Origin of the sequence: Clostridium sp. (assembly GCF_047777555.1) — a bacterium.
In the GTDB taxonomy this organism is placed as follows: Bacteria; Bacillota; Clostridia; order Clostridiales; family Clostridiaceae; genus Clostridium_H.
Window position 1 is genome coordinate 510,635 of record NZ_JBKEEV010000001.1, and the last position, 18,801, is coordinate 529,435.

Genomic DNA, 18,801 nt, shown 5'->3' on the forward strand with positions numbered 1-18,801 from the left:
CTTATATTGGGTGTAAATAGCTTTGCAGAGTGTAATGAGAGTCTTAGGTTCGACTAGATATCAAACAAAGAAGAAAACCCCGCATTTTAGCGAGGTTTTGTTAAATAGAATAAACTTATTTAAAATTATATAGAAACAACAATTTCTTAAAACATAAACTTTTAATTAAGACCTGTCATTATCAATTTTATAGTAAACAATATAACAAGTACGTATACTACTATAGACACCTTTTTTTTCTTAGCTTCATCCCTTATAAACATATTATTAATAAAATTCAATACTGCATAAGATAAGATTCCTATAGTTAGTCCATCTCCAATACTGTATGTTAAAGGCATTAAAGCTATTGTCAAAAATGCAGGAACTCCTTCTGTAAAATCAGAAAAATCAATTTTAACTACATTCTCCATCATGAAAAATCCTACTACAATAAGCGCTGGCCCAGTAGCACAGGCAGGTATAGCTATAAATAAAGGCGATAGGAACATAGCTACTAAGAATAATATTCCTGTTACAACAGATGCTAATCCTGTTCTTCCTCCTTCTGCAACTCCTGCAGAACTTTCCACATATGTTGTTACTGTTGATGTTCCTACTAAAGCTCCAAAGGTTGTCCCAATGGCATCTACAAGCAATGCCTTTCCTGCATTCTTTACTCTTCCTTTTTCGTCCACCATTCCAACTTTTGTAGCTACTCCTACTAAGGTTCCTACTGTATCAAAGAAGTCTACAAATAAGAAAGTAAGAATTATAGTAATAAATGACCACATTTTATCAGGATTAGTTATATAAGAGAAATCTAATTTAAAAGCTATGGAATTTAATGATTCAAATTTAAAAATTCCATTTGGCAGATATATTTTATAAGCTTCTGCAGCTATTTTAGGATTAGTCAAAGCATAGCCCCAAGCTACAAGTGTACTTATAACTATTCCCCAAAGCAAAGCTCCTTTAATATTCTTTTTAGACAAAATTACTATTACTATTATCCCAATAACTGATATTACAACTGGTGGAGTAGTAAAATTACCCATTTTAACTAGAGTATCAGGGTCCTGAATTACTATACCTGAATTCACAAATCCTATAAAGGCTATAAATAAGCCAATACCTGCTGTTACAGCTAACTTCAAAGTATTAGGTATTCCGTTTACTACAGCTTCCCTCACATTAGTTACTGATAAGATAATAAATATAACGCCTTCAACAAACACGGCAGTAAGAGCTACTCTCCAATCAACTCCCATCTGTTTAACTACACTAAAAGTAAAGAAAGCGTTAAGTCCCATTCCTGATGCTAAAGCAAAAGGTAGGTTTGCATATAATCCCATACCTATTGTGGTTAATCCTGCTGATAAACATGTTGCAGTAAGCACTGCTCCTTTAGGCATACCTGCAACAGATAAAATATCCGGATTTACGGCTATTATATAAGCCATAGCTAAAAAGGTCGTTATTCCTGCAATAACTTCCCTTCTTATATCTGTATTGTTTTCTTTTAGCTTAAAAAAGTTTTCCATATATTCTTCCTCCTAAAATGTAATATAAATAAGCCACTTAGATATGAGTAATCTTAAGTGACTTATTATTTATATATACACTCAGACTACTCATAGTCAAATATTTACGGTATTTGGTAGAAACGCCTAGACCTTATTTCTAAGCTTATATGAGTTAGTGGATATTAATATTCTGTTTTCAAAATAATATTATCATACTTTAGAATATATGTCAACACGTATCGAATATTATTTGTATATATTTTTATTATAATTCGCAATTTTATAATTATGTCCTTCAAATATTCTTTTAATCTCTAATTTATCATTAGTCTTTCCTAAAGCAAGCATTAATTTTATTTTTGCCTTTTGTCCCGGTAGAGAATCTCCAAATATTGCTCCCATATCTTTTAACATTTTTCCTCCGCCTTCATATCCATAAGTATCTAAAACCCTTCCTCTAAAACATCTTGATACAATTACAACAATAACTCCCTTTTCTATAGCATTTCTTATTCCCGATATCATTTTAGGAGGAACATTTCCTCTTCCTAGAGCTTCAATTACTATTCCCTTAGAACCGGTTTCAACAAGAAAATCTATAATCTTAGAATCCATACCTGCAGCACATTTTATTAGATCAACTTTAATTTCAATTTTGTCTGTGAAAATATGTGTTTTCTCTAATACATTTCTATAAAATAAAACTTCATTATTATCTACAATTCCAATAGAACCAAATTCAAGACTTTGAAAAGTGTTAAGTTTCATAGAGTGAGTTTTTGTAACCTCGCTAGCACAGTTAAGTTCATTATTCAAACAAACCAGTACTCCTCTTCCTCTGGCGCCTTTTGATATAGCAGTGCAAATAGAAGCAGATAAATTTGCAGGTCCATCATATCCTAACTCTGAGCTATTTCTCATAGCTCCTGTAACTATTATAGGTTTTTCATTTTTTATTGTTAAATCTAAAAAATAAGCTGTTTCTTCAAGAGTATCAGTTCCATGAGTAATTACCACTCCATCTATATCATCTCTTTTTAAAACTTCTTGAACATATTTAGAAAGCTCCATCATCTTTTCTGGTGTTATATGTGGACCAGGTAAATTTGAAAACGTGAGGCATTCTATTTCAGCATATCTTTCAATTCCCGTTACCATAGCCATAATCTCTTCTCCACTCAATTTAGGGACTGCTGCATGTATCCTTGGATCCATTTTCATAGATATAGTCCCTCCATTAAAAATAACTGCAACCTTAGGCATAAATACACCCTTTCCTTAATTAAAATTTATATTTCTGAAATATAGTTTTGTATATAGCAAATTATTAAATTCATCAATTTTCTTATTTACACGAAAGAGATAAATATTACCAAGCGAATAAATATATATGCTAATTTTTTCATAAAAATAGCCGATATATAGCATAATACTATATATCGGCACTTATAATTGTTATAAAATAATACAAATCAAACCACCATTGCCTTCATTGATTATTTTTTCTAGAGTTTTTCGTATTTTAATCTGAACATCTTCAGGCATCTTATATAACTTATTTTGCAATCCGTCTTTAACTAATACTTCCAGAGACTTTCCAAACATATTGCTCTCCCAAATCCTTGAAGGGTCACTTTCAAATTGTTCAAGAAGTGATTTAACTAATTCCTCACTTTCCCTTTCTGTACCCATTATTGGAGATATTTCTGCTTGTATATCAGCCCTAATCAAGTGAAGAGATGGAGCACTCGCCTTAAGTTTAACCCCATATCTAGTACCTTGTCTTACAATTTCAGGTTCTTCAAGTCTCATTTCACTTAGCTGTGGAGATACAAGACCATATCCTCTTTCTTTAACATCTCTTAAAGCATCTGCTATCTTATCATATTCCGTTTTAGCTTCACTTAATTCTCTCATTATGCTTAAAAGTTCATTTTCTCCACTAATACTTCTTTCACACACTTCACTTAATACTTTGTAGAATAATTCTTGCTTTGGATGTAATTCTATTCTAGCAGTCCCCTCTCCCATATTTATCTCATTTAATTTAGAGTTTTCAAGGAAGTCTATGTCTTTGAGTTCTTCTGTAAACTTCTTAATATCCCTAACTTTATAAATATTTTTGCACATATTTTTCACTAATGATATAAAATTATCTTTAAGCCAATGAGTTATTTCTAACTTTTCTATCCATTCAGGCATATCTATGTTTATTTCTTTTATAGGGAATTCCTTTAATACTCTCTCAAACACATTTGTTACATCACTTTCTTTCATGTTAGCTACATCCATTACCTGTACTGGGACATCATATTTTTCTTGCATTTCTCTGCCCAATTGTAAAGTTTCCTCAGCATCGGAATTTCTTGAATTTAAAATCATTATAAACGGCTTATTAATAGCCTTTAATTCATTTACTACTCTTTCTTCTGCCTCAATATAATCAGCTCTATCTATGCCAGTTATGCTCCCATCAGTAGTTACTAAAAGTCCTATAGTAGAATGTTCATTGATAACCTTTTTTGTCCCAATTTCAGCCGCCTCTTCAAAAGGAATCTCATAGTCATACCATGGTGTAGTCACCATTTTAGGCTGATCTCCCTCATTATATCCTAAGGCAGACTTAACGATATATCCTACGCAGTCTACCATTCGTACTTTAAACTTGGTTCCTCCACTTAAATCAATTTCTATAGCCTCATTAGGAACAAACTTAGGTTCTGTAGTATGGATTGACTTTCCTGATGCACTTTGAGGAAGTTCATCCTGAGCTCTCTGCTTTTTATAAGTATTTTCTATATTTGGGATTACCATAAGCTCCATAAATCTTTTTATAAATGTAGATTTTCCGGTTCTTACAGGCCCTACTACACCAACATATATGTCCCCTTGTGTTCTATCTGCAATATCTTTGTATATGTTGAAATTTTCCAAAACCTTACCCTCCCACTACTTACTTAACTTTAACAGTACATATATATTATTGCACATAGAAAATATTACAAAAAAAATAAAAATCAATTCATTTTTTATGAACTGATTTTTAAAATTATGTTTTTTATAATAAAACTTAATAAACTTCATCCTTCTTATCTCTAGCCATTAATTCGTATACTCCATACTTAGGATCTTTGTTTTCAAAAAGAACCTTATACAAAGTGTCTGTAATAGGCATTGAAACATCTAGCTGCTCCTTAAGCTTATAAAAGGCACTACAAGATTTAACTCCTTCAACTACCATACCTATTTCTTCGCAGGCATCCTCAACCTTGATACCTTTGCCTATTAGGATTCCAGCTCTTCTATTTCTGCTGTGCATGCTAGTGCATGTTACAATCAAATCTCCTATACCGGATAGTCCAAAAAAAGTTTCTTTTTTAGCTCCTAGCTTAGTGCCTATTCTTACGATTTCGCTCATGCCTCTTGTCATTAATGCTGCTTTTGTATTATCTCCATATCCTGCTCCATCAGAAACTCCTGCAGCAAGTGCTATTATATTTTTTACAGCTCCCCCTATTTCTACTCCTATAATATCATCGTTAGTATATACTCTGAATTTATTGGTCATGAACATATCTTGGATTTTCTTTGCATGTTCTATATGTTTAGATGCTACTACAACTGTTGTAGGTATATCTAAAGCTACCTCTTCTGCATGGCTTGGTCCTGACAAAACTACTACAGGATTATTAGGAAGCTCCTCTTCTATAACCTCTGAAAGCCTTTTAAGAGAGTTTTCTTCTATTCCCTTTGCTATACTTACTATTATTGCATCTTTATCAATATAGTCTTTTATATTTTTACTTACTTCTCGTATAGCATGAGATGGGACGGATAACACTATAACCTTATTTCCTTCCACAGCTTTTCTTAATTCTAAAAAAGCTGTTACATTTACTGGTATAGTTACGCTGGGAAGATACTTTATATTCTCTCTCTTTACATTTATATCATGAACAATATTTTCATTTCTATCCCAAATATTAACTTTATATCCGTGCTTTGATAGCATTATGCTTAAAGCTGTTCCAAAGCTTCCCCCTCCTATAAAAGCTATATCACTCATACTATTCTTTCCTTTCTCTAAATTCTAATTTAATGCCAGTACCTTCAAAGTCAAAACTTTGTCTCAACTGATTTTCTAAATATCTTTCATATGAAAAATGCAGCAATGCTGGATTGTTTACAAAAAATACGAATGTAGGCGGTTTTATTCCTACTTGAGTTACGTAATAAATCTTCAATCTATTTGTGCCTACAACTGGAGGTTCTTTCATCATAACAGCTTTACTTATTACATCATTTAATATTCCTGTTTTAATACGCTTTGAATAATTATTATAGCACTCTTTTGCCATACTTAAAACTTTATTTACTCTCTGACCAGTTTTAGCAGATATAAATAAATATTGTGCATAAGGTAAAAATCCTAATTTTTCTCTTAAGTCATTTTTAAATTTATTCATAGTTTTATCGTCTTTTTCTATTAAATCCCACTTATTTACGATTATCATTATAGCCTTATTCAATTCATGTGCATATCCTATTATTTTCTCATCTTGTTCTGCTATACCTTGCTCTGCATCAATCATTAATATGCATATATCTGAATTTTCAATAGCGGCTAAAGTTCTTACAGCACTATATCTTTCAATCTGCTCCTTAATCTTACTTTTTCTTCTAAGTCCTGCAGTATCTACTAAAATAAATTTGCCTTCTTCACTTTCTAAATAGCTATCTACAGCATCTCTAGTGGTTCCTGGAATGTCACTAACTATATGCTTTTCTTCTCCTAATAATCTATTTATAAGTGAAGATTTACCTGCATTAGGCCTACCAACTATAGCTATTCTTATGTATTCATTATTTTCTTCATTTTCATCATACTTAGGAAATTTTGCAACAACCTCGTCTAATAAGTCTCCAAGTCCTAAGGCCTGTGATGCTGAAATAGCTACAGGATCTCCCAAACCTAAATTATAAAATTCATAAATATTCTCTTCTAGTTGTTTTCTATCTATCTTATTTACAGCTAAAATTACAGTTTTTTGTGCTTTTCTCAACATCTGAGCCACTTCATTATCGCTATCAGTTAAACCTTGTTTTCCATCTACAACAAAGATTACAACATCAGCCATTTCTATTGCTATTTGTGCTTGCCTTCTCATTTGAGAAATAATAACATCTTCGCTTTCTGGCTCTATTCCACCTGTATCGATTATAGTAAAATTCTTATCTAGCCACTCTGCATCCGCATATATTCTATCCCTTGTAACTCCTGGTGTATCTTCTACTATTGCAATTCTCTTTCCTGCCAGTTTATTAAATAAAGTTGATTTTCCTACATTAGGTCTACCAACTATAGCAACTATCGGTTTAGCCATTATTTATTCCTCCATACTATTTTTATTTATTATATCTATCAAATCTTCTCCTGTGTAATCGCAAACTAAAATCTTTGAATTTAATTCGGTTTCTAGCTGCTTCACTGTTATATCATCGAGCATAACAAGTTCTTTACTATCACCTAGCTCATATCCTTTTCTAAACATATTATTTGCCATTACAACATATTTATGGGCTTCCTCCTTAGATAACTGCTCTAGTATATCTCTTCCAGTTAAAAGACCAGCTACAGTTATAGTATCTCCGAAGAAATTATTTATTATTTTTTTTACATCTATAGTTATATTTTCATTGACACTCATTATCTTTTTAGCAGCAGCTAAAATTTCATCATAAGCAAGAGTACCTGTTATTAATGTATACTTACCTTTAATATTTTTTTTCAAATCTTTTAAACTTCTATCTATATTATCTCTAAAAGATCTTATCATACCAACTCCATCTTCTAGTTGTTCAAATCCACTGTAGAACTTATCACTTGGAATTTCTGCTCCGGATAATACATAAAATTCATCAGATAGTCTTACAAAGGGCTCTCCAACTTCTTTTATATACTTTTCTTGAAGTTTTCCAATCATAGCTATCTGTTCAGCAGCACTTTCTTTATCAAATAATTTTAGATCTACTAAATTATTTTGCTTCCTGAACTTTGTTACTCCAACAGGTACTACTGCTACATTGTTTATATAAGGATATAATTTATATAGATCTTCTATGGTTTTCTTAAGTTCTTCACCATCATTATATCCTGGACAAAGGACTATTTGACTATTCATTTTTATCTTAGCATCTGCTAATTTCTTAAGCCTTTCATATATATTCCCAGCGAATTTGTTCTTCATCATCCTTCGCCTTAATTCAGGGCTTGTAGTATGAACAGATACATTTACAGGACTAATTCTATACTTTATAATCCTATTTATATCTTCATCGCTCATATTAGTCATTGTTATAAAATTTCCTTGTAAAAAGGATAATCTGGAATCATCATCTTTAAAATAAAGCGTATCTCTCATGCCTTTTGGAAGTTGGTCTATAAAACAGAATACACACTTATTATGACAACTTCTAGGCCTATCCATCATAGGATCCTTGAATTCTATGCCTATATCTTCTCCATAATCTTTTTCTATTTCTATTTCCCAAATTTCTTCTTCTTTTCTCTTTTCCACTTCTAAAACTACATATTCATCTACTATTAAATACTTATAATCTATAATATCTTTTACCTTATTATTATTAATGCTTAGTAACTTATCGCCTACCTCTATTCCTACTTCTTCAGCAATGCTTCCACTTACTACCTTTGAAATTTCATTTAGCATTTTTCCCTCCATATATTTTTTACCATTTGCTATTTCATTAAAATATCTTATCATTAATGTGATTATTACGTCAAGATTTGACAAGCTTAATTGAAACATCATTAATCGAGTAGGAGGTGAATGATTATTTCATTCACCGACCTCTCACACCACTGTACGTACCGTTTGGTATACAGCGGTTCAATAGAAATTAATGTATTTGCTTATACCTTTTATAGATACTTGTATATCCTAACTGTTCAAGATAGGCATTTGTAAGTGTAGTTGCAAGTATAGGGCTATTGGCTATTCGCCAGTAGCTTTTTCTTGTGTTTGCATACTCCCACGCTTTATTATTCTTAACACCATGCTTTCTTAGATTATCATGCTTAGTCTTGATTCTTTTCCATTGTTTCCAAAAGCACATTCTAATTCTTCGCCTAGTCCATTCGTCTAGTTCCTTTGTTAGTTTGGATATATCAGCTATTCCAAAGTAGTTGAGCCACCCTGTTATAACTTGACGAAGTCTTTTCATTCTATATTCCATATCCCAGGCATTGCTTCTTGAGGTTATTTCTCTGAGCTTATTCTTAAACCTGTTTATGGATTTCTGATGTACTCTTATTCCTATCCTTCCATACCATTGATAGAAGGTAAACCCTAGAAATTTTCTTTTCCAGGGTCTATCAACTGCACTTTTATCTCTATTAACTTTAAGTTTGAGTTTATTTTCAAGAAAGTTAGTTATACTATGCATAACTCTTTCTCCTGCTTTCTTGCTTTTGACAAAGATATTATTATCATCAGCATAGCGACAAAATTTATGTCCTCTCTTCTCAAGCTCTCTGTCGAGTTCTGTGAGCATGATATTACTAAGTAACGGACTCAGTGGTCCACCTTGAGGACAACCCTCATCAGTTTCAACAACTACTCCGTTTATCATAACTCCACTTTGTAGAAATAACCTTATCAATTTCAATACCCTTTTATCCTTAATTTCTCTAGTAACTAATGCCATAAGTTTATCATGGTTTACGGTATCAAAACATTTAGCTAGATCTATATCCACTACCCATTTATATCCTTGCTACATATATTCTTTAGCTTTTGTTACGGCTTCTTTAGCATCTCTGCCTGGTCTAAAACCGTAGCTACTGTCGCTGAATGTTTTCTCGAATATTGGCGTTAGCACTTGGGCAATTGCTTGTTGTACCATTCTATCAACTACTGTAGGTATTCCAAGTAGCCTTATACCTCCATCAAGTTTGTGAATTTCCACTCGCCTGACGGGTTTGGGACGATAAGTCCCTTCCAATATACTTGCTATAAGGGTTTTACCATGTTGCTTTAGGTAAGATAGAAGTTCATCCACCTTCATACCATCCACTCCGTGGCTACCCTTATTAGATTTAACTCTTTTATAGGCTACATTCATTTTATCCCTATAGAGTATCCTCTCTAGCAAGTTATCAGCGTATAGCTTTCCATCGTCTTTTCTTCTATCAAATGCCGCAGAAATACTATGCGCTCTCATGCTACCTTGGAGTTCCAATCCTACCTCACATGACCAGCCTTCTGTGTATGAAGTTTTCTACAATTTTCGTATTTCCATCGAATTCTTCAAGTTTCTAAGACCTCCTATTGTTCAGTCCTTCTCAAAACCTTCATAACTGTTTTGATACTATGACCTCTGCTGACTTCTCATGGCAAATCTTATTTCAACCGTATGACTTAAATTCATTGTCCTACGTCCATGAGACCTCCCCAGGTAAGAGCGACCGCTTTCACTACATCTATCTGCCACATTTACTTCCTAAACCTTCGGATAGCATTGGGCTTTGTTTTGTTTAGCAAACTCACCCGATTTAAGCAAGCCTTATATGTGGTTCGTATTCCTCAGACCAGAGTTTTGCCGCAGGCTTCCTTCAGATTCCTCCTCACGGAGGACACCCTTGCCGTAAGCTAATGGTTGGTGCTATCAACCCCCATAGTGGACTTTCACCACCAAGCTGTCGCCCATGCTGGGCGCACTAATACAAATAAAACAGCCAAATAGCTGTTTTATTCATTTAAATCCACTTGCTTCCCTGTAATTATATAAATTGTCCATTCACATATGTTTGTTACGTGGTCTGCTATTCTCTCCAAAAACTTACAAATAAACATAAATTGAGTTGCTTGTTCAATCTTAGTATTATTCTTTCCCATAAGCTCTATCATTTCTCCAAATACTTTTTTATATAATTCATCCACATCATCATCCCGTTTAGACACTTCATATGCTTTATCTAAATTTCTTTCTACATAAGCATCTAGCCCATCTTTTATCATAGCGCTCACTATTTCAGACATTTTTGGTATATCTACTAATTCTTTAATATACTCTTGGTTTTTTAATATTTTTGTTATTTTAGCAATATCAACAGCATGATCTGCCATTCTCTCTAAATCTGTTACTATATTAATACATGTAAAAATGAACCTTAAATCCGTTGCTATAGGCTGTTGTCTAGCTATAAGCTTAATACTTTTGTTTTCTATTTCTCTCATTAAGTCATCTACAATGTCATCATTTTTTATAACTTCATCAGCTAATTCTTCATCCTTTTCTGCTAAAGATTTAATGCAAAGATGTATTTGTTTTTCAACAATGCTCCCCATTCTTAATAAATCATTATGCAATTCACTTAGTTCCATTTCAAAAGCTTTTCTTAGAGCCATAATCTCACCTCTTCATCTTTTTATAAAGCATCATCCAAATCTTCCTGTAATATAATCTTCTGTTCTTTTATCCTTAGGTTTGTAGAAAATATCTTCTGTTTTACCATGCTCTACTATTATTCCATTATAGAAGAAAGCAGTATTATCTGATATTCTTCCTGCTTGCTGCATATTATGAGTTACAATAACTACAGTGTATTTTTGTTTTAAAGTATCCATCATTTCTTCAATTTTCAAAGTAGATATAGGGTCTAATGCAGATGTAGGTTCATCCATCAGTATAACTTCCGGTTCTACAGCAAGAGTTCTCGCAATGCACAGTCTTTGCTGTTGTCCTCCAGAAAGTCCTAAACCACTCTTTTTTAATCTATCCTTTACTTCATCCCATATAGCAGCTCCTTTTAGACTTTTTTCAACTATTTCATCTAATCTGCTTTTATTTTTAATTCCATGAATTCTTGGTCCGTAGGCTACATTATCATATATGCTCATAGGGAATGGATTAGGGCTTTGGAAAACCATACCAACCTTTTTTCTAAGTTCAATTACATCGTAATTAGGATCTAATACATTGTTTCCCTCATAAACTATTTCACCTTCCATTTTTACCCCTTCAATCAAATCATTCATTCTATTTAAGCATCTTAAAAATGTTGACTTGCCACATCCTGAAGGTCCTATAAGTGCAGTTACAGCATTTTTTTGTATATTAAGGCTAATGTCTTTTAAAGCTTGCTTAGTGTCATAGAACAGATTTAGCTTGTTTACTTCTATAATATTATTCATATATTTTCCCCCTTACTTAGTTCCCGCATACCTTTCGTATATTTTTTTACCTATTATCCTTGCTAGAATATTAAATAAAAGAATCATTACAATTAAAACTGCAGATGCTCCATTTGCTATTCTTTCAGCATCTGGAACCACTCCTTCTGAATTTAGCTGCCAAATATAAACCGAAAGAGTCTCTGCTGGTCTAAATAAATTAAAAGCTGAACCGTCACTAACTTTCACCAAAGGTGCACTCATACCTGCCGTGTATAATAAGGCAGCAGCTTCACCAAATATTCTTCCAGCAGCCAAAATTATACCTGTTAAAATCTGAGGAATAGCAGAAGGTAAAATTACTTTTTTAATAGTTTGCCATTGAGTAGCCCCTAATCCTAAGCTTGCTTCTTTCACTTTTTTAGACGAAGCTGTAATAGCATTCTCACTCACTCTTGTCATAGACGGAAGATTTAATATTGTAATAGCAAGGGCTCCAGCTATTATAGAATATCCCCATCCCGTCATATTAACAAAAACTAAAAGTCCGAATAAGCCTACTACTATAGAAGGAAGGGATGCCATAGTTTCAATGCACAATCGCATAATATTTAAAAATTTTCCCGGACGTGCATACTCTGCTAGATATATGCCTGCTCCTATTCCAAGAGGAACTGTTATTATCAAGGATATTATAAGCATATAAAAAGAGTTAAATAGATGAAGTCCTATTCCACCACCAGCTTCAATGGATGGTTTTCCAAATAAAAACCTCGGATCTATCCAGTGTCTTCCACGATATAATATATAACCAATTAACCAAACTAAAAGTAATACTACTAGTGCTGAAATTATATATAATATCACCGTAGCGATTGTATCTTTCTTCTTAGCATTCACTATAATTCACCTCTTTTTCCTATAGCTCTTAATATTAGTATAATAATAAAGGAAATTACCAAAAGCACTAGGGCTAAGGACCACAAGGCATTATTCCACGTACTTCCAAAGATAGTATTAGCCATATCCATAGTTATTACGCTGGTTAATGTAGAAGTAGTATCATATAGTCCTCCGGGCAGCTTTATTGAATTACCTATAACCATTTGAACTGCTAATGCTTCTCCAAAAGCTCTAGCTATTCCTAAAACTACACCAGTTAAAATTCCATTTTTAGCTGCTGGAACTACAACTTTAACTATAGTTTGCCATCTTGTAGCTCCTAGCCCATAGGATGCTTCTATAAATTGTCTTGGTATAGTTCTTATTGCATCAGAAGATATACTTGTAATAGTTGGTAATATCATTATGCTTAGAACTAAAGTTCCTGCTATCAAGCTGAAACCTACCCCTCCAAAGCTGCCTTTTAATAAAGGAATTAACATGGTTATGCCAATCCACCCATATATAACAGAAGGAATACCAACAAATAACTCCATAGCTGGTTGAAGCACTTTAGAGCCTAATTTAGGAGAAATTAAATTCATAAATATAGCTAATGCTATACCTATAGGAGCACTTATTATCACAGCTCCTATAGATACCAACGTTGAACCCAAAATAAATATCAATGCCCCAAATTCCGGCGTCTCAGCATCTGGTTTCCATTGAGTACTAAATAAAAACTTGCTTAGCGGATACCCCTCTTTTATAAATATAGCTAGTCCCTTAGACGCTATAAATACAATTATAGCTATTGTTAAAACTACAATTAAATATCCACATACTATAGAAAAGCTTCTTCCTAAATATTCATTTTTGAGTTTATCTAAATTACCTCTCTTACTCATTGTATCTACTCCATATCCTTCTAATTTTTGAAGAAAACTAAGACCAGTTGTGCATAACTATACAACTAGTCTTAGTTACCTTATTGATTTACTTTTGAGCCTTTATTTCATCGGCTGGAAGATATCCCTTGCTCTTTATTACAGACTTAACTTCATCCGAAGTCATATAATCAAGATAAGCTTTAGTTGCTCCAGTAGGCTCACCTTTAGTGTACATATGTTCATAAGACCAGAAAGGATATTTGCCTGCGGCTATATTTTCGTAAGTAGGGTCAACACCTTCTATTTTTAATAATTTTATTCCCTGCTTTGCTTCATCACTTATAAAGTATGATAATGCTAAATAGGATATAGATCCATTTGTAGCTTGAATCGCTTGTTGTACTGCTCCACTTGAATCCAGAGTTGTTCCCAATCCTTCTGCTTCTGTTTTTCCACCCATTATAGTGCCTACAAATGCAGCTCTTGTTCCAGAAGATTTTCCTCTATTTATTACTTTGATTTTAACGTCATCTCCGCCAACTTGCTTCCAATTAGTAATTTTACCTGTAAATATATCTTGGACTTGTTGCTTTGTTAGAGAATCTACCTTTGTCTCTTTGTTTACTACCATTGCAAACCCAATAGCAGCAACTTTATGATCCACTAATTGTTTTACTAAATTTGCATCCTTAATTTTTGATTCTGCGGTTACATCTGAGTTGCCTATTTGAACTGCACCTGATGCTACTTGAGAAAGTCCAGTTCCACTTCCTCCACCTTGAACATTTATTTGAACTTTACTATTCTTTTGCATAAACATATCTGCACCAGCTTTTGCTAATGGTTGAAGTGCTGTTGAGCCTACAACTGTAATTGAACCGCTTACTTCTTCTACCTTTGTGCCATCTCCACTGTTATCAGCTCTATTATTTGCAGTATTGTTTCCACAACCTGCAAGCATACCTCCAACAACTGCGATCGCTAATGCCGCAACTATCATTTTTAATGATTTCTTTTTCATTATAAAAACCCTCCATTCAAGTTTTTAACTTTGAATTCTAATTAGCTTCTACAATTTATATGTTACATGCCGAAAGTTAACCTAGTATTATACTATTGTTAATTAAATTTAACATAATATCTTTATACTATCTTTTCCTATTACATAATTCAGTATGTAATGATTTTAATTAAAATAAAAATAGATAGCCTATACTATCTATTTTAGTGGTATCTTAACAATAAATTTTGTTCCTTTTCCAATTTCACTTTCTACAAATATTTCACCCTTAAAGCTTAAAACTATATGTTTTACAATAGCAAGACCCAAGCCAGTTCCTCCTCTTGATCTTGATCTTGCCTTGTCTACTCTATAGAACCTTTCAAATAATCTAGGAATATGTTCTTTAGGAATCCCTACCCCAGTATCTTCTATAGTAATAACACATACATTTTTTCCATTCTTACATTTAATTAATACAAAATCACCCCTTTCAGAGTATTTTATGGCATTATCTATAAGATTTATTAGCATTTGCTTAAACTTATCTTTATCCCCTATTATTGTTATATTTTCATTGCATTCAGTTTGCAATTTTACACCCTTTTTATCTGCTGTGTTTTTCATAAGATTATATACATTAATTATAGCCTCTGTGACATCAATGTCTTCTTTTACCTTAAATTCTTTATGCTGTTCAAGGTCTGATAGAATTAAAATATCACTTATTAATCTTGTTAATCTGTCTGTTTCATCATTAATTATAGATAAAAATTTTTCCCTTGTATCCTTATCTTCTACATATTTTAGTGTTTCTGCAAAGCCTTTTATAGAAGTTAAAGGAGTTTTTAGTTCATGAGATACATTAGCCACAAATTGACTTCTCATATTCTCTAATCTTTTAATATCTGTAATATCTTGGACTACAGCAACTATTCCTATACGCCTTTTATTACTTATTATATCAGCAGTCTTTATCTTTAAAATTTTTTTCTCTGGCCATGATATTTGTATTTCCTTATTATCTTCACTATTTTTGAATATTTCTCCTAATTCATAATCTTTTATAAAGTTCATTAAATTTTTTCCTATAATGTCTTCTTTTATTCCAAATATCTTTTGAGCATAAGGATTTATCATAATTACTTTATATTCTTTATCTACAGCTATAACTCCGCTGTCCATACTCTTTAGTATAGATTCCAATTTATTCTGTTTTTCTAAAGAGTCTTTTAATGTATATTGAAGCTGATCTGCCATATGGTTAAAGGTTTTTGCCAACTGTCCTATCTCATCTTGAGATACTATATTAACTCTTCTATCATATTCACCTTTTGCAATTCTGAATGTTATAAACTCCAGTTCTTTTAAAGGCTTTACAATAACATAGGATAACTTAGATGAAAACAAAAAAGAAACAAAAAACACTATCCCTAGTATAACTAAATAATATTTTAAATACCTTCTTTCAAGTCCCATAACTACTTCCATAGGCATAGAACTACGTACTATATATCCATTATTAAAAGAAGTTGCATAGTATATCATAGTCCTTTGTAAAGACTTACTATACCTAACACTATAGCCATATCCTTGCTTTCTTGCATCTACTATCTCTTTCCTTATATTATGATTATCCATGTCCTCATATAAACCCTCAGAATCTTTTAATACTAGCCCATTTTTATCTATTAGTGTTACTCTAATACTAGATTTGTTGAAGCTGTTAAAATACTTATCAATATCCAAAATGCTTTTTGATTCTATCATTCTAATAGTTAATTCATTGTTGGACTTTAAGTTTCTTTTTATAATCTCCTCCTGTTGATAATTTATCATAATCATATAAAGAGGAGTTATTAAGATTAAACTCAATATTACATTGCTTAGAATAGATAAAGTAAGTTTATTTCTCATATTCATATTATTCACCTGGATTAAACCTATATCCTATTCCTCTTATAGTTTCAATAAATCTTGGATTTTTATCATCATCCTCAACTTTTTTTCGTAGATGCCTAATATGAACATCTACAGTTCTTGTTTCTCCTATATAATCATATCCCCATATCTTATCAAGTAAAAAATCTCGGGGCATAACTCTTCCTTTATTTTTTATTAATACTTCAAAAAGTTCAAATTCCCTTAAGGTTAAATCTATTCTTTTCCCGCTTTTTATTATTTCATGTTTTTCGAAATCTATTATTATATTGCCAAATTTATATATACTATCTATGATGCCTTGAGTTTTACTTCTTCTAAGTACAGCCTTTGTCCTGGCTATCAATTCTCTAATAGAAAATGGCTTTGTAATATAATCATCTGCTCCTAACTCTAACCCTAAAATTTTATCAATCTCTTCTCCTTTAGCGGTTATCATTATAATAGGAATATTGGATGTAGAGCTATCCTTACGCATTTCCTTACAAACCTCATATCCATCTAATCCTGGAAGCATCACGTCAAGCAACACTAATTGGGGTAGTTCATTTTTTATAAGATTAAGTGCTTTACTTCCATCACTTGCACAGATAACCTCATATCCATTGTTTTCTAAATTAAATTTTATAAGTTCTTGTATATGCTCCTCATCATCCACAATTACAATCTTTTCCTCTGACATATGATTACCTCCTTAATTTACTTCATAAATATAAATGAAAACATCCTTCCGCTATATTCTTTATTTTTTCTATAAGAATATAAAGAATAAGTTTGATTACAATAAGTACATATGTCTAATTTTGTAATATTATGTAGTATTACTCCCTTATTAATTAATTGCTTTATAATACATTTTTGTAAACTTAAATTTCTTCCTTGTGATATATTTTCATTCCTATACATTTCCTCTCTTTTAAAATCTCTAATTAAATCTTCACTGACTTCATAGCAGCACTCCATATTATGAGGTCCTATATACACTCTCAAATCTTGAGCCCTAGTATTATACTTTAAAATCATCTCATCTATAGTTTTCTCAACAATACATTTTTTAGTTCCTTTCCATCCGCTGTGTATAGCAGCAATAAGCTTTCTATTTTTGTCATATACTAATACAGGTACGCAATCTGCAGTAAATATACCTATAGCAACATTTTTTCTATCAGTAATAATTGCATCGCCATCACAAATTTTTCCGTCATATATATGAACTATATCACTATGAATCTGATTTAAATAACTTATGTTGCTTAAATTAAACCACTTCTTCAGGCTTTCTAAATTTTTTATACCTTCATCTGTATTCTTATTGAAGTCTAAATTATTTTTTCCTGTTGAAAAGTATCCATAAAAATTTTCGTCTTTAAATTCCAAGAATTCATATCCATGTATAATCTTATTTATCATAACCACACCTCTTTATTATATTTTAACATCAATTACCCTCTAATTTAAAATATTTGATTATATCTTAACTTTATTAACCTTAATTTAACATATTAAAAATGCCCTAAATTATTAGGGCATTTTTTTATCTGACATAAGGTTTTTAATTTCTTCAATAAAAGTATTGATATCTTTGAATTGCCTATATACTGAGGCAAATCTAACATAGGATACTTCATCAATATTTTTCAATTTTTCCATAATCATTTCTCCTATAAATTCAGATTTAACTTCAGTTAGCATATCATTACTTAATCTCTTTTCAACTTCATCTGCAATACCATCAATTTGCATTCTTGAAACTGGCCTTTTTTGGCAAGCCTTTAATAATCCATTTATTATTTTCGACTTATCAAAATATTCCCTGTTAGAATCTCGTTTTATAACTAATACAGGGATGTCCTCAATTTTTTCATATGTAGTGTATCTTTTACTGCACTTTAGACATTCTCTTCTTCTTCTGATTGCCTTATGATCCTCTGTGGATCTAGAGTCAACTACTTTACTTTCTTCAAATCCACAAAATGGACATTTCAAGTTATCACGTCCTTCTTAGTATAGTGTATGATTATATATTATACTATTTTTCTGCAACTATTACTACTACTTATCATCTAAAACAGCCTCTTCTAGATTCACTAATAATACATCAACTCCTATTTTGACTATTCTATTCCAAGGTATTTCTAGATCTTTGCTTTTAGAAAGCCAAGATCTCTTTTCCCTAGGAATAACTATAGAAATTATCTTATAATCCACACAGTCTATCACCAAATCTTTTATGTATCCTAGTTTTGAACCTGTGTTAACATCTATAACTTCCATGAGTTTTAAGTTGTTTATGGAATATAAAGGCATAAAACCATCTCCCTATTATATACTCTTACTTAAATTATATGTACAAGCATTCCTAAATATTATAATAAATATTTACACTT

Annotated in this window: 16 protein-coding genes, 1 pseudogene and 1 riboswitch; all 17 genes and pseudogenes read right to left on the reverse strand. The window is 31.9% G+C overall.

Annotation, left to right across the window (positions count from 1 at the left end; all coding sequences use genetic code 11):
* Positions 1-161: 161 nt before the first annotated feature.
* The 17 genes and pseudogenes from ACFWTK_RS02570 to ACFWTK_RS02650 all read right to left on the reverse strand — a co-directional run bounded on the left by ACFWTK_RS02570 (position 162) and on the right by ACFWTK_RS02650 (position 18,721).
* Positions 162-1,523, reverse strand: coding sequence for an NCS2 family permease (locus ACFWTK_RS02570; RefSeq protein ID WP_415874573.1), 1,362 nt, complete (start codon positions 1,521-1,523; stop codon positions 162-164).
* A 73-nt stretch (positions 1,524-1,596) separates the two neighbouring features.
* Positions 1,597-1,696, reverse strand: a riboswitch (purine riboswitch).
* Positions 1,697-1,751: 55 nt separating this feature from the next.
* Positions 1,752-2,768, reverse strand: a complete 1,017-nt coding sequence (locus tag ACFWTK_RS02575) for an asparaginase (RefSeq protein ID WP_415874574.1) — start codon at positions 2,766-2,768, stop codon at positions 1,752-1,754.
* Between the two features lie 192 nt (positions 2,769-2,960).
* A complete protein-coding gene (spoIVA, locus tag ACFWTK_RS02580) occupies positions 2,961-4,439 on the reverse strand; it encodes a stage IV sporulation protein A (RefSeq protein WP_415874575.1) in 1,479 nt (492 codons plus the stop codon).
* 136 nt (positions 4,440-4,575) lie between these two features.
* Complete coding sequence (locus tag ACFWTK_RS02585) at positions 4,576-5,571, reverse strand: NAD(P)H-dependent glycerol-3-phosphate dehydrogenase (RefSeq protein ID WP_415874576.1); 996 nt, start codon at positions 5,569-5,571, stop codon at positions 4,576-4,578.
* 1 nt (position 5,572) lies between these two features.
* Positions 5,573-6,889 (reverse strand): ribosome biogenesis GTPase Der, encoded by a 1,317-nt coding sequence (der, locus tag ACFWTK_RS02590; protein WP_415874577.1) that lies wholly within the window; start codon positions 6,887-6,889, stop codon positions 5,573-5,575.
* Between the two features lie 3 nt (positions 6,890-6,892).
* Positions 6,893-8,236, reverse strand: a complete 1,344-nt coding sequence (locus ACFWTK_RS02595) for a DUF512 domain-containing protein (protein WP_415874683.1) — start codon at positions 8,234-8,236, stop codon at positions 6,893-6,895.
* A 190-nt stretch (positions 8,237-8,426) separates the two neighbouring features.
* A pseudogene (gene ltrA, locus ACFWTK_RS02600) lies at positions 8,427-9,767 on the reverse strand (group II intron reverse transcriptase/maturase).
* Between the two features lie 509 nt (positions 9,768-10,276).
* Positions 10,277-10,936: a phosphate signaling complex protein PhoU gene (gene phoU / locus ACFWTK_RS02605; RefSeq protein WP_273092721.1), complete on the reverse strand. Its 660-nt coding sequence runs from the start codon at positions 10,934-10,936 to the stop codon at positions 10,277-10,279.
* Positions 10,937-10,966: 30 nt separating this feature from the next.
* On the reverse strand, positions 10,967-11,722 hold the full coding sequence (gene pstB, locus ACFWTK_RS02610) for a phosphate ABC transporter ATP-binding protein PstB (protein ID WP_273092722.1): 756 nt from the start codon (positions 11,720-11,722) through the stop codon (positions 10,967-10,969).
* A 12-nt stretch (positions 11,723-11,734) separates the two neighbouring features.
* Complete coding sequence (gene pstA, locus ACFWTK_RS02615) at positions 11,735-12,601, reverse strand: phosphate ABC transporter permease PstA (protein WP_415874578.1); 867 nt, start codon at positions 12,599-12,601, stop codon at positions 11,735-11,737.
* Entirely contained in the window at positions 12,601-13,491 is an 891-nt protein-coding gene (pstC, locus tag ACFWTK_RS02620; protein WP_273092725.1) for a phosphate ABC transporter permease subunit PstC, read from the reverse strand. Before pstC ends, pstA begins: the two co-directional genes overlap by 1 nt.
* 88 nt (positions 13,492-13,579) lie before the next feature.
* Positions 13,580-14,494 carry a phosphate ABC transporter substrate-binding protein gene (locus ACFWTK_RS02625; protein WP_273092726.1) on the reverse strand — a complete coding sequence of 305 codons (915 nt, stop codon included), beginning with the start codon at positions 14,492-14,494 and terminating at the stop codon, positions 13,580-13,582.
* A gap of 198 nt (positions 14,495-14,692) precedes the next feature.
* Positions 14,693-16,390, reverse strand: coding sequence for a two-component system histidine kinase PnpS (pnpS, locus tag ACFWTK_RS02630; RefSeq protein ID WP_273092771.1), 1,698 nt, complete (start codon positions 16,388-16,390; stop codon positions 14,693-14,695).
* A 7-nt stretch (positions 16,391-16,397) separates the two neighbouring features.
* Positions 16,398-17,096 carry a response regulator gene (locus ACFWTK_RS02635; protein WP_273092728.1) on the reverse strand — a complete coding sequence of 233 codons (699 nt, stop codon included), beginning with the start codon at positions 17,094-17,096 and terminating at the stop codon, positions 16,398-16,400.
* Positions 17,097-17,113: 17 nt separating this feature from the next.
* The gene (gene pgeF, locus ACFWTK_RS02640; protein ID WP_415874579.1) at positions 17,114-17,824 is read right to left on the reverse strand and encodes a peptidoglycan editing factor PgeF; all 711 of its coding nucleotides are present in this window, start codon (positions 17,822-17,824) and stop codon (positions 17,114-17,116) included.
* A 111-nt stretch (positions 17,825-17,935) separates the two neighbouring features.
* Positions 17,936-18,400 carry a transcriptional regulator NrdR gene (gene nrdR / locus ACFWTK_RS02645; RefSeq protein WP_415874580.1) on the reverse strand — a complete coding sequence of 155 codons (465 nt, stop codon included), beginning with the start codon at positions 18,398-18,400 and terminating at the stop codon, positions 17,936-17,938.
* 66 nt (positions 18,401-18,466) lie between these two features.
* Positions 18,467-18,721, reverse strand: coding sequence for a YlmC/YmxH family sporulation protein (locus ACFWTK_RS02650; RefSeq protein ID WP_415874581.1), 255 nt, complete (start codon positions 18,719-18,721; stop codon positions 18,467-18,469).
* Positions 18,722-18,801: the final 80 nt, after the last annotated feature.